General features: G+C 52.0%; 10 protein-coding genes and 1 pseudogene. 2 read left to right on the forward strand and 9 right to left on the reverse strand.

What is annotated here, in order from left to right; all coding sequences use genetic code 11:
• Positions 1–110 precede the first annotated feature (110 nt).
• Together rstB and rstA are read right to left on the reverse strand one after the other, a co-directional pair.
• The gene (gene rstB, locus RFN81_RS08825) at positions 111–1,418 is read right to left on the reverse strand and encodes a two-component system sensor histidine kinase RstB (RefSeq protein WP_264498719.1); all 1,308 of its coding nucleotides are present in this window, start codon (positions 1,416–1,418) and stop codon (positions 111–113) included.
• Complete coding sequence (gene rstA, locus RFN81_RS08830; protein WP_264498720.1) at positions 1,415–2,152, reverse strand: two-component system response regulator RstA; 738 nt, start codon at positions 2,150–2,152, stop codon at positions 1,415–1,417. The genes rstB and rstA overlap by 4 nt, the downstream gene beginning before the upstream one ends.
• A gap of 254 nt (positions 2,153–2,406) precedes the next feature.
• Here rstA and RFN81_RS08835 point away from each other — a divergent pair, with 254 nt between their 5' ends.
• Positions 2,407–2,817 carry a hypothetical protein gene (locus tag RFN81_RS08835; RefSeq protein ID WP_264498721.1) on the forward strand — a complete coding sequence of 137 codons (411 nt, stop codon included), beginning with the start codon at positions 2,407–2,409 and terminating at the stop codon, positions 2,815–2,817.
• Between the two features lie 32 nt (positions 2,818–2,849).
• Here the strand turns inward: RFN81_RS08835 and dauA are convergent, their stop codons facing one another.
• The 3 genes from dauA to RFN81_RS08850 form a co-directional block, all read right to left on the reverse strand.
• Positions 2,850–4,553 (reverse strand): C4-dicarboxylic acid transporter DauA, encoded by a 1,704-nt coding sequence (gene dauA, locus RFN81_RS08840; RefSeq protein ID WP_264498722.1) that lies wholly within the window; start codon positions 4,551–4,553, stop codon positions 2,850–2,852.
• Between the two features lie 165 nt (positions 4,554–4,718).
• On the reverse strand, positions 4,719–5,813 hold the full coding sequence (chaA, locus tag RFN81_RS08845) for a sodium-potassium/proton antiporter ChaA (protein WP_264498723.1): 1,095 nt from the start codon (positions 5,811–5,813) through the stop codon (positions 4,719–4,721).
• 331 nt (positions 5,814–6,144) lie between these two features.
• Entirely contained in the window at positions 6,145–6,945 is an 801-nt protein-coding gene (locus RFN81_RS08850; RefSeq protein WP_264498724.1) for a siderophore-interacting protein, read from the reverse strand.
• Between the two features lie 290 nt (positions 6,946–7,235).
• On the opposite strand from RFN81_RS08850, the gene RFN81_RS08855 reads away from it, so the two are divergent.
• Complete coding sequence (locus RFN81_RS08855; protein ID WP_264498725.1) at positions 7,236–7,916, forward strand: gamma-glutamylcyclotransferase; 681 nt, start codon at positions 7,236–7,238, stop codon at positions 7,914–7,916.
• Positions 7,917–8,011: 95 nt separating this feature from the next.
• Here the strand turns inward: RFN81_RS08855 and RFN81_RS08860 are convergent, their stop codons facing one another.
• The 4 genes and pseudogenes from RFN81_RS08860 to narX all read right to left on the reverse strand — a co-directional run bounded on the left by RFN81_RS08860 (position 8,012) and on the right by narX (position 13,347).
• Positions 8,012–9,055: a DUF481 domain-containing protein gene (locus tag RFN81_RS08860; RefSeq protein ID WP_264498726.1), complete on the reverse strand. Its 1,044-nt coding sequence runs from the start codon at positions 9,053–9,055 to the stop codon at positions 8,012–8,014.
• Between the two features lie 293 nt (positions 9,056–9,348).
• A complete protein-coding gene (locus RFN81_RS08865; protein WP_264498727.1) occupies positions 9,349–10,617 on the reverse strand; it encodes an acyltransferase family protein in 1,269 nt (422 codons plus the stop codon).
• Between the two features lie 277 nt (positions 10,618–10,894).
• Complete coding sequence (gene narL / locus RFN81_RS08870; RefSeq protein ID WP_264498728.1) at positions 10,895–11,545, reverse strand: two-component system response regulator NarL; 651 nt, start codon at positions 11,543–11,545, stop codon at positions 10,895–10,897.
• Positions 11,538–13,347, reverse strand: a pseudogene (gene narX, locus RFN81_RS08875) (nitrate/nitrite two-component system sensor histidine kinase NarX). Before narX ends, narL begins: the two are co-directional and overlap by 8 nt.
• Positions 13,348–13,429 lie beyond the last annotated feature (82 nt).

Genomic DNA, 13,429 nt, shown 5'->3' on the forward strand with positions numbered 1-13,429 from the left:
GTAAAGAGAGAATAAGAGAAATCACGCGAGGCTTCAGTGGGTGATTGGTTTCGGCGTGTAACCGAATGTACATCTGAAAAAAGGGCAATAGCGGGATCACCGCCGTATGTTCACTCGCGGGGGGCTGCCGGTGTTACTGCGGCCTTTATCGGCCAGCAAAACCGGAAACGTGCGCCGCCGAGCGGGCTTTCATCCACGGTAATCGTGCCGTTATAAGCCCGCGCGATGGCGTGAACAATCGCCAAACCAAGTCCGCATCCGCCGCCGCTGTTTTCGATCCCGGCTTCCAGACGCGTGAACGGTTCAAAGATATTTTCCCGGTTTTCGGGCGCGATACCGGGACCATCATCTTCGACTTGCAAACACGCGGTGCGCGCGGCATCGGATGTCAGGCTAATGTGCACTCGGCTGCGACAGAAACGTAACCCATTGCCGATCAGATTATTAAGTACGCGATCCATCAGCCGCAAATCGAGTGCGCCAACCTGTGTCGCAGGCGGCATCTCCAGCGCGAGGTGTTTATCCGGGTAAGTCAGCCTGAAATCATCCACTTTTGCCTGTAGCCAGGCGAAAATATCAACATCGGTGAGATGTAACGCCACCTGTGGGCGGTCTAGCCTGGCATAGGTCAGTAACTCGTCAATCAGCGCTTCCAGTTGACCAATATCCCGATTTAACGCCAGTTGTTCATTTTCCGTCAGATTGTCGCTCATGGCCAGGCGATAGCGCAGCCTGACCAACGGCGTACGAAGCTCATGTGCGATATTATCAATCAACCTTTTTTTGCTATCGATCAACTGGTTAAGGTTGTCGGCCATTCGATTGAAAGCAATGCCGAGCCGTTGCAGGCTAGAGGTGCTATCAAAGTGAATACGCTCCTCCAGGTGACCATCTCCCAGACGCTGGGCCGCATTCTCCAGTTTTAACATGGCTTGCCAATGTGGCCGCATCCATAGGAAAACCGGCAGCGCCAGCGACAGCCCAATCAACATGACCAAGAGTAAATCCAGCAACCGTATTTCGTGCAGGAAAAACAAGTAGGGAATGGGGCCGACAGCGAGGACATAGTGGCTACGGGGAATGCGCTGGATAAAGGTGTATTCATCATCCAGCGCGATAATCTCTCCGTGTGTCAGCCGTTGCCGATTGCCGGGGGTTAACGCATATTTGCTCATCGGTTCAATGCGTAATTTGAACGACAGGTTTAGATCAAGCCGGTTAATCGTTTTATGCCACTCGCGCGGAGGGATTGCGCGTAACTCATTACGAATGAGATACAGCGAACTTTTCATGAGGTCGTCCATCGATTGACGACCGGCGCGCTCGGCGGTCACCTTATAAACCAGCCCGACGAGCAGCGTCATAACGACAAAGCAGGTAAACAACAATAGAAAAAACTGGACGAACAACTTTCTCATCGCGTGACGTTCTCCCAGGTGTTGGGGGCAAATAGATACCCTTTATTACGCACCGTTTTGATGCGAAACGGCTCCAACGGGTCGTCATACAGCTTTTTACGCAATCGGGAAATCGCGACATCAATGCTGCGATCTGTGCCGTTATAGGTGACGCCGCGTAAGTTCCTGAGCAGCGCATCGCGATCCATAATCTGGCCCGCATGCGTTGCCAATTGCCAGAGCAAATCAAAATCGGCCGTAGACAAGACGATCTGTTCGTGCCCCAATGTCACTTCACGATTGACCGGGTCGATGCAGAGTAGGCCGAAGTGCAGGGGCTTATGCACCTGCAACGTCATGCCCGCGCTATTTTCCGCCACGGCCTGCGGCACGGTGGCGTATTGACGTAAATGCAAACGCAGTCGCGCCAGCAACACCGCTGGCGGCGTCGTTTTCAAAATATAATCGTCTGCACCCATTTCCAGCGCCAGAATATGATTCATATCGCTATCCAGCGAGGTTAGCAATACGATCGGGCCGCGATACTGAGGCCGTAATTCCTGACAAATCGTCATGCCGTCTTTACCCGGCAGCATAATATCCAACAGCACTAAGTCGGGTTGATGCTGTGCTATAAACGCCAATGCCCGATCGCCTCGTGCCTCAACCAGCACGTCGATATCATGCTTACCGAGGTAAGCTGAAATTAATTTGCCAACCTCGGTATCGTCTTCTATGAAAGCAATTTTATACATATCTCAACGTCATCCCATCTTACTTGCCGGTAGCGTGAACCTTTGCATAAAGCCGACTTAAACGCGGTGTGCCGCCGCTAACGACTGTCTCGCCAGCAGAAGAAAACGTTATCACCATGAGGTCTTCTCAACCCGCTAGTCAAAGGGGGGCGAACCGTGACAATATACCTGAATTAACCATCATATAGGTTAGGGTTTTGTATTCGTCAGGGGCGAGCACAGCCGATCTCCTGACGACGAGGAGAAAAGGGAGTATGGGAAATTCCCCCGGGTCTACGCACGTCGAAGAGCGGCTTTGTCTGGATTATACGGATTATCTTGCCGCGCTGTGCGAGAAACGCTGGCGTTTTGTCGATGCAATGTATGGCGTGATGCCAATTTTTGGCATGGTGATCAAGATGGCGCCATCCCGTCAGCGGGCGCCGAAAGAGCGATTTAAGATGCTCGCGCTGCAAGTCCTTTCGACACAAGTGAGTGATGAAACCAATATCATCAGGTTGATTACCCTCGCTCATCAGCAGGGGTTAACTGCGTTTGATATCCAACTGCCTTATTCGCTGACGGATAAGCAATTGGATACCATTAGTAGTGAATGTGATGTCGCAGTGGGGTTGACGTTACAAGGCGAAAGGCTATCGGTTCGCGTCAATGTACCCGCCGTGTAGTATAACCACGGCGGAACCCGCATGGCATTCGGCTAAACCGAGCGTGCCGTCGCTGCGTCAAGCGCCTGCGCTAATGAGCTATGGAAGCTGAGCCGCCCTTCAATCGGGTGAACTTTTGCCCGTGCCAATGTTTTTAATGGCTGGAAGGGGATGTCGGTAATGATGAGCTGTTTTCCGTCAGGCAATGTCTCACTAAAGCGCAAAAATGCATTGAGCCCACCGGCATCCAGCATGGGCACCGCATCCCACTGTAAAATAATCGTCTGATACCCTTCACTACGCACGGCGAGATCGCTGAAGATGCGTTCCGCCGCGGCGAAAAACAGCGGGCCGTTAACGCGTAGCACCAAATGATCCGGTATTTGGGTGTCCGGCAATTCGCTCAGGCGAGTCATCTGCGCGATACGCCGCATGAAGAGCAAAGAGGCCAACACAATACCGACGGTAATCGCGATCACCATATCGAACAGCACGGTTAGCGACATACAGAGCAGCATCACGATAATATCGTCTTTCGGGCCGTGACGTAGCAGATCTATTACCTTATGCGCTTCGCTCATATTCCAGGCGACGATCAACAGCAGCGAGGCCATGGCCGCCAGCGGCAAATATGACAGTAACGGCGCCAATATCAGCAACGCCAGTATCACCAGTAGCGCATGAACCACGGCGGAGATCGGCGACGTGGCGCCCGCCCGCACATTGGCGGCGGAACGGGCAATGGCGGCAGTTGCGGTAATACCGCCAAAAAATGGCGCAAGGATATTCCCGAACCCCTGGCCCATAAGCTCCGCGTTGGAGTTATGTTTTTTGCCTGTCATGCCGTCCAATACGACCGCGCACAACAGAGATTCTATCGCGCCAAGCATCGCCATGGAAAATGCCGCTGGCAGCAGGGCGGAAATGCTTTGCCAATTCAGCGTCATGGTCTTCCCATCCGGTGACGGAATATCCCACGGCAGAACAAGCTGCGGGAGGATAGGTGGGATGCCTTGCCCGTGCGAACCATCCGCCAACATATAACTGAATCGAGAACCAATCGTGGCAACATCTTCACCCAATAATGACATGATCCCCATTACTGCGACGCCGGCCAGCAGCGCGGGCAAATGACCCGGCAGACGAATGCCGAATTTGGGCCAGATAATCAGAACCAGTAGCGTCGTGGCGCCAATTAGCGTATCGGCAAGATGCATGGTCGGCAGCGATTGCGCCAACGCCACCACTTTTTCTGCGTAATGTTCGGGCACCACCGCCATCTGCAAGCCGAAAAAATCTTTGATTTGCATCGTCGCGATGGTAATGGCGATCCCTGATGTGAATCCCAGTGTTACGGAAAGCGGAATATACTCAATCAGGCGGCCGAAACGGCACAGCCCCATCAGTAACAAAAACACACCGGAAAGTAAGGTCGCAACCAACAGGCCAGATAAGCCAAACTGTTGCGATACCGGATACAAAATAACGACGAAGGCGGCGGTTGGGCCCGACACGCTGTAGCGTGAACCGCCGCTGATGGCGATGACGATCCCGGCAATGGCCGAGGTGTACAGTCCGTATTGCGGCGGAACACCGCTGGCAATCGCCAACGCCATTGCCAGCGGTATAGCGATAATGCCAACGGTCACACCTGCGATAATATCTTGGGTAAAACGATGTAACGTATATTTCTCGCGCCAGCACGCGTCAACCAGCGCGCTGAACGGCCTGATGCCGTTAATTCCGTGCGTTTTCATCTAAGCAGAAACCAAAGTAAGGAAGTAAATCAATATGGCGGGCCAGCCGGTCCGTCGACGATCGCATTACGATACGCCGGACGCGAGCAGAAAATCCAGAGTTACATCAAGAGAAGTGGCGTTTTACGAGGCTGCCGCGGAGAAAACCGCGGCGGCAAGCGAGGGTTACAGCGTGATGGTGATTAAATAGGCGGCAAAGAGCGCCAGGTGCGCGCTACCGCTTAACACATTGGTTCTCCCGGTGGAAAACGTAATGTGGCACAGCACGAGCACAGACAACATCACGACAATGTGCGGCATATCCAAGCCGAAATTCAGCGTGCGGCCCGTCAGCATAGCGATGATAGTGACAGTGGGAACCGTCAGTGAAATAGTGGCCAATACCGAGCCGAAAAACAGATTCATGGCACGCTGAACCTGATTTTTCAAAACGGCACGGATTGCTCCCAGCCCCTCAGGCGAGAGGATTAATAACGCGACCAGGAAGCCGGTAAATTGCGTCGGCGCGTTCATTGCGGTCAATAGCGTTTCCAGCGGCATGGAGTTCATCTTGGTGACTGCGATAACGGCAATCAGGTGAACCAACAACCAACCGGTATGCCACAGTGAACTGTGGGCGGAAGGTTTTCCATGGTGAACATCATCGCCTTCGTCTTCGTGTTCATACACAAACAGGCTTTGATGCGTGCGCGTTTGAATCAGCAGGAAAACAACATACATCGCCGCAGAAATCGCGGCGACAATCAGTGATTGCGCAACGCTAAAATTACCTTCAGGCAGGGCGCTGGGAAAAACCAGGACAATCACCGCCAGCGGAAAGATCGCCATCAAGTACTGCTTGATGCCGCTGAGGTTAACATACTGTGTGGCGAATTTATGACCGCCGAGCAAGAGGGCAAAACCGACCAACCCCCCCGTCACGATCACAATAATAGAATAGAGCGTATCGCGCATCAGATCCGGGCCAGCATCACCGGTGGCCATTAATGCGGAAATTAGACTTACCTCTAGAATGACGACGGACAGACTGAGAATCAAGGAACCATAGGGCTCACCCAGACGGTGAGCGAGTACGTCAGCATGGCGCACCACGCTGAATGCGCTGAAAAGTATCCCTGCCAACGCAAGCGCATTAATACCGAGAATAGCGATAAAATCGTGTGAACTGCCCCACAGGGAGAGCACCGTCAGGGCAATGACAGGAAAAATGAGTGAATATTCATGGTGGCGCGTTTTAGCCACCTCAGTATGGGACTTCATTGCAGGAGCGCTCCTTATCCAGAGGGATGATACGGCAAAATATCCCGGCATACTTCGGGCTGACATCGCGCCAACTCGAATATTCAGGGCATAAAACCATTTATCCAGGTCATAAACCTTTTGTCACGGTTCATGGCAAACAATAAATAGCAAAAGGTGATTAAAAAGTAGTTATAAGGTAACAAAACCAACAATATGATAACAGATTGTTGGGGTGATGTTGAGAGTTTTACGGATTTTTACGCATTTGGGCTGATTTTATATGATAGGAAGGGAATATATGCACATTATCTTCCTATCAATTTAATTTAAAATGCATTTTTTTATATTATCAGTCAGGGTTATCCATAATATCGTGGCGTTTATGATGATAATCCTCTTCATTTAACCCTTCTCGCCAATAAGGCACTGCATACATCTGATTTCGCTCTATGTTACGTTCACGGCGTACATGGCGACGAAGTTGAACCACAATACGATCCTCACCCGCCAGCCAGTAAAACGCCTGTTCTAGCGACGGAAGCGCCTGGAAAAAGTGCAACAGCTTATCGGTAGCGTCCGTCCCGCCGACGATCCAATGCAACTGAAGCCCGGATGGCCTGTCGATATTGAGCTTATCGGCTTCATCATCAACGCGGATAACCGCGTGCCCTTGTGCATCGTCAGGGAGGTTCTCTAACAGCGCCATTAGCGCGGGTAGCGACGACGGATCGGCGGCCAGATAATAAGCGGCCGCGGGCGGCAGCATCGGGTTAGGGCCACCGGGTTGGGAAATACCGACCCAGTCGCCGGGGCGGGCATGGCGCGCAAAGGTCACCGCAGGTCCGGCGTGGTTATGTAGAGCAAAGACGATATCCAGTTCGCCTTCTTCTGGGCGTAGTGCGCGGATACTATAGGTGCGAACGATAGGGCGTGCGGCGCCTTCTGGCCAAAGCGGCCCGCGTTCACCGATAGCCGGTAAAACCGGTTTTTGTTGTCCAGCTTGCGGTAGAAATAGCTTGATATGTGCACCATATCGTTCGGCTGGAAAGTGGCTTACTGCATCATGATGAAAGGTTATGCAGCGTAAGTGCGGCGAAATATCATGGATCTGTTTAACCTGGACTAAAACAGGTTGTCGTGGCATTGCCATTCAGTCTCTCCGTGGATAGTGATTGTTGATTGCAAATCAGGCCGATACTATCAGGAATCGATCATGATCCTTCGGGGCTTGGCTGTGATTATGCGGGGGGGGATAGCGGTGGCTTCCTATCACTAAATTTTCCATTTTTTGTGATGCAAATCAAACTTGATCGCAAGGCCATAAATGAATAACCTCAAGAATAATAGTGCTGTAAAAGTGGGCCAGCAGCACAGTTGTTAGTGAGGGAGACGCAAGACACGCGCTGAGCAGAAAAGAGTAAGGTTGAGGGGGATGAGGTAGTGTTAACACGTGATTTTTTACAGAAAGCCGATTGTAGAACATCCTTTGGATGTATTGAAGAAACCTTACTGCTTACGCCACAACAACGAGCCGCTTCACTGGAAAAGACGTTAGCGTTACGGCCAAATCGTTGTCCTATTTGGGTTTTTGGTTACGGGTCACTCATGTGGAATCCGGTTTTTGAGGCTGAAGAGACCTGTCTGGCAACGCTGGTGGGGTGGCAGCGCGCCTTTAGCCTGCGTCTCACGATTGGCCGAGGTACGGTTAATCAACCGGGGCGGATGCTGGCGTTACGACCTGGGGGGCAAACGACAGGGCTGGCTTTTCGTCTGCCGGAAAACTCATTGCATGAAGACCTGGAGTTGTTGTGGAAGCGCGAAATGTTAACGGGTTGCTATCGCCCACTTTGGTGCGAGGTGCAACGTCAGAACGGTCTGCCACTGACGGCGCTGGTGTTTGTTTCCGAACCGGAACACCCCCTCAGTGAGCATGACATCGATAGTCAGCACGTCGCCCCGTTGATTGCGCGGGCGCATGGGCCGCTGGGCACCAATGCACAATATTTGTTTGCCCTTGAGCAGGCGTTGGAACACCACGGCGCGGAAGATGAAAGTATTAGTGAGTTGGCTCAACAGGTTCGCGCCCTGCAACAGTCGGGTTCTGCGGCCGAGGGAAGCTGACAATCATGGTCTCATGAGTGTAAGGCAGGCGGTGAACGACGATATCGCCGTTCACCTATACCGTGACTTACCTTAACGCAAGGCGAATAACGGTATTACCAGCCGACGCCAACGCCCATGGTGTACAGCGTGTCGTTAACATTCCCCTGATTACTTTCGATACGGGTTCGCGATACTTTCATCAGTACAGAAGACCAGTCGGTCAATTTGAAGCGTAAACCTGCATCGGCTTTCAGATAGATGGGCGTGGTGCTATCAAATGAGCGCCCAAGTTCACCGGTGGTGAACGTTTCAATGGATTTGCTGAACAGATAACGGTTGTAGGCCCATTTCAACGCCCCGGAGTAGAAATCATCATCATCATCCCGATCGCGGTACACAAAGGTCTGCGAGTTGACCAGCGATGTCAGTGAAAACGCGCCCAGGTCATTGTCCCAGAACTGGTAGCCTGGGCCGAGACCGAAAGAGCGGTTGGTTTTAATGCTTTCGATCCAATCGCGTTTGTACTGATAACGGCCTTGCCAAAACCAGTTCTCATCCACGAATTTATCCAGCGCATATTCACCCGCCACGTTTTTGGTGCTCTCGACGTTGTCCTCCTTAGCCAAATGATAGCTGGCATCCAGATTGTGACGCCAGGTATCGTGACGCGCTTTGGTGTTCAATGTCACGTCGTAGTTATCGGTTTCCGTCGAGCTTTTCTTATGCGCCATGCCGGCGTCGATATTACCCGTCCAGGCAAAATCGGTCACCAGCGGCTTCTGCGCCACAATGGAGGTGATTTGGGTAAGCGGCATTATTTGCGGCCCGTCAGCATCGTTAGCGAGCGATGGGCTAGCGACAATAGCGCGGTTTTCACCCGGTTTTACGCTTGGATACAGGATACCTTTCTTATAGCGTTCGCCTTGAATGACCAGACCATGATCGGATTCAAAGGTTTTCACCTTGTCCCAGGCCACAGAAATAGCGCCTGCATAGTCGGTATCGATAAAGAGTTTATTGCCGTCAAGCAGCGTGATTTTCCCTGTTAGCTTGTCGCCATTGTCCAGCCAAATGGTGTCAGCTTGGCTTGGTGTTATGCCAGCGGAGAGCGCGATAGCCAGACTGAGGGAGGAGATTGCGTGTTTGGATAGTGTCATTGTTGCTTAAATAAACCGTGGTGACAGGTATTGAGATGTCCGTCAAAGACGTACAGCCGTTGTAACGAACCGGTTTAGCCGGGACGGAAAACATTAACAGGAATCGTGGCGATGCTCTACTCGAAAACGATCATTGATTAGAATGTAAATAGTTATAAACACGACTGTTGATGATAATCCGCTATAAAGCAATGGTAGCCACGTGTGCGGCAGACTCATAACAAGGCGCGCGCTCTGGGAAGGCCCTCAGACCGGGGGAAAACCTCCGGCCTGAAATGTGTGGATGTCGCTTATTACGCAGTGCGCGGAGGCATATTACGGCTAAGAAAACGCGCGGCCAGGAATGTTTTTATGCGGAACACTATCTGCTCCTGAAAGAGAACGCAGAGCACGACGGTAGTTAACAGGAAAGTGATATAGCCGATTACAGACAGTTGTACCTGGCCTGCGGCGGCAATACATTGGTCCCAAGCGCTGAAACAGGCCAGCGGGTTGCCGCGCACCAATTGTTCCAGTGTTCGGAATAAATTGAAGAGCGGCACATGCAGCGCAAAGATAGACAGCGACGCCGCACCCAAGCGAGGCGACCAATGGCGCAGCCACGCGCTGTTTGGGTCACTCGCCAGCGCGCTGAGACACACTAAACCAACCTGAGCAGGCAGCAACAACCCGTTGTGCAGCAGAAAGTACCAGTAGGCTTCACCGTGGGTAAACAACCAGGTTGCGACAAGGAAATTCACGCCGATAAAGAGCGCGAGCGCATAGCGCTGGCCGGTCGTCAGCGGTGGACGCCCCTGCTGACGATAATGACGAAACAGCGCATAGCCCAAAATGCCTGCCAGAAATTCCGGCAGACGGAAGAGCGGCCCACGCTGCAAAAGCCCGGTATACGGAATGCCAAACTGCTGCTGCCAGATCACCCAAACCGGCGGCACGAGGTATAGCAAGCAAATAATGCCCATCCATAGCCATGGATGACGACTGTTCATCAGTCGTGGAGCGAGAAGGGGAAAAGTCAGGTAGAAAAAGAATAGGGTAGAAAGTGACCATAATGGGGCATTGAAGGTCAGGAAGTAAGGGTTCCATGCCTGTAACATCAGCACCTGTAATAACCCGTTGAACGCCAACTGTGTATTTGTCATGTAATGGCGCAGCGTTTCGGGGTCCACGTTAGGGTCGTTAGAGTCATAGATAACGAAACGCGCGCTGGCAACCTGCCCTTCCGGGGGGATGGCCAGCCACTGCATCAACGTGACAACGGCAATAGAGGACAGTAGCGCAATAATATGAATAGGGTAGAGATTAAAGAGACGTTTGGCCCAGAATTGACGAGCCGGTTCACGTAGGCGCCCGTCCTTGATGTAAACATGCGCGAGCAGAAAGCCAGACAGCACGAAGAATGTACTGGTGGCAAAGAAGCCCATGCTGGTGAACTCGCTCAAAAAGGGAATCCGTGCGCGCTGGGGATAAACATGGATCGTGTGATAAATCATTACATAGCATCCGAGCAAAAATCGTAACCATTCCAGGCCGATAAATCGCTCCTTATTGACCTTCTTCATGGTGGTCCCTCGATGTAAACGTGATGTAAAAATAGAAATGAAATTACAGAGCAGTCTAAACGAGAGCAGCGCAACATGGATTAGGATAATGGCTATAAACAGCGCGATGGTTTAACCGCCGTTGAGAGAGCGCACAAGCATAGCGGTTTTTCTCTGTTACGGGCGCGATCCTCGCCCGCGCGAGGATCGTCTGGGATGGTTCTTGCTAACGTGTGCTTTTTTATCAGGTGCGCCGTAAAACCCCGTCTTTTAGGGCGGGGAGGATGTCAACGCGTGATTAAATGACTTTTTCCTGCAACACCCAAACGGCGGCTTCAACGCGTGATTTGAGCTTCATCTTTTTTAACAGATGTTTAACATGAACTTTAACGGTGCTTTCTGTGATGGTGAGTTTACGCGCGATCACCTTGTTGGATAATCCCTGCGCTAATAGCTTCAAGATATCGCGTTCGCGCGGCGTAAGCTGTTGAATATCGCGATCGCTGCTGTGGCGATTTTCCCGCAGGCTAGCGGCCAGGATCGGCGTCAGCGTTTCACTGAGTACCATTTTCCCTGACGCCGCCTGATGCAGCGCCGCCAATAAATCTTCCGGCTCCATATCTTTCAATAGATAGCCATCGGCACCATTTTTCAAGGCGTTAACTACGTCATCTTCATGATTAGACACGCTAAAAACGACGATGCGGCCCGATAGCGATTTTTCCCGAAGGCGAGTTAACGTTTCCAGCCCGTTCATGCCAGGCATGTTCAAATCGAGCAAGATCAAATCAGGATCGAGCTGTTCCGCTAACTCGACCCCCTGTTCACCGTGACTTGCTTCACCGGCCACCTGCAATTCCGGGTCCATACTGATCAGTTGCTTAACGCCATTACGTAACATCGGGTGATCGTCAATCAGCAGTAGGGTGGCGGCATCTTCGTTAATCATGAATATCTCCTGTTAATGGCGACGAGGGGCGGTATTCGGAGAGAAAGCTGACATTCACTTCAGTGCCCCCCGATGGCCGGCGTCGAACAACGCACTCGCCGTGCAAACCTCGTGCACGGTCGCGCATAATAATTAAGCCATAGTGATTGGCGCGGCTGGCATCATCAGAAATTCCGATGCCATTATCCGTCACGCTCAGTTCTATATAATCTGCGCGACGTTGCAGCGTGATATCGACCTGCGTGGCCTGCGCATGTTTATAAATATTACTCAGCGCTTCCCGCACAATTTGCAGGACATGAATCCCCTGATGGGCAGAGACCGACTGCGGCGGCAGACGGTAGTGCAACCCAATGGGATAACCGAGCCGTTTGCTGAATTCATCCACCGACGCGCGCAGCGCCGCCAGTAAACCGGACTCGGAAAGTTTCAAACGGAAGGTCGTCAGTAATTCACGTAATTGGCGATAGGCCGTGTTCAATTCTTCACGCATTTCCGTTAATAGCTGTTGCGACGCAGGCGGTAAATCCCCGCTCTGCATTTGCAAACAACTCACCTGAATTTTCAGGCAAGAAAGCGATTGTGCAATAGAATCATGAAGTTCACGGGCGATCGTGGCGCGCTCTTCCATCAACATCAACTGCTGTTGATGGTTGGCTTGACGATCCAGCGCCAGCGTACTGGTTAATTGTTCTAACAACGTTTTCAGTAACTGATTCTGATCGCGGCTCAGCGTATTATTCTCCGCCAGCGTCGCCAACACCACGCCGTACCGTCCGTGTTGGTCTTCCAGATCCCAACAGTGCGCTTCTCCCGGTGTCTCATCCCGTGTCGTTTGCCATTCGCCGTGTTCATTGTCGTTACCCGGGCCATAATCTGGCGCAGCCTGACAAGCATTACTCACTTGATGCAACTGTTCCTGACTATTTTCTTCATATAAGCGTAATTGGATATTGCGCAGCGGCGTCAGGGAGGGCAATTCGTTCAGAATCGGCATCACACGATTGCACAGCGGTTCGCCGGTATGAAGGCGTCGGCTCGCGCGGTAAAGAAATGAAAGTAAATCGTTCTTCTGCTGAAGATCGGCCGTCTTCTCAGCCACGCGCTGTTCCAGACTGTGATACATAGCGGAGAGTTCATCCGACATACTGTTCAACACCTGTCCCAGCGTGCTCATTTCGTCGTGTCCGCTAATGGCGATGCGTTGGGTGAAATCGCCGTGGCCGATGGCTTGCGCCATCGACACTAACTGTCGCCACGGGGTTAACAAGCGGCGACGCAGATAAAAGAAAGTGGCGACCAACAGAATGCACATGATGCCCGATAAAGGCGCGTTGCACCAGTGTGACCATTACCAGGCGCTGTTCCGTTTTATGATCGATGGCGGAAACCAAATCGTCCAGTTGCTGCACGAAAAGGGCGACATCGCTAGCGGCGTCGTCAGGGTGCCCCGCTTGCTGTAAATGGGGTCGCAGGTTTCCCAGCCAGAAAATACGCAGCGCGGTGAATTGCTCGCTAAGCCCCTCCCGGCGTACCGCCTGCTGGAGGTCGCTGCTGATTTCATCATCTTCCAGTTCTTGTAGGTAGGCTTCATTCTCGGCGGAAAGCGGCACCATTGAGAGCAAACGGTAGCTCTGCATACGCAGTGACCCTGCTTTATTAATGGCATGCGCATTTCCTTGGATACTTTGTGACATCCAACTGGAAACCGACATACCGGCAATACCCAGCAAACCGAGTAACAGCATCAATAGTGCAACCTGATTGACGAGCGACAGCGGCAGCAGGAAACGTTTCAACATACAGCGACCTCTGCTGGAGGAGTAGAAAATCCATACCGGGAAGGATAACCCTGTTGGCATTTTTCCCGATCCTACGTGATAA

It is taken from the genome of Pectobacterium cacticida (genome assembly GCF_036885195.1).
Lineage (GTDB): Bacteria > Pseudomonadota > Gammaproteobacteria > Enterobacterales > Enterobacteriaceae > Pectobacterium > Pectobacterium cacticida.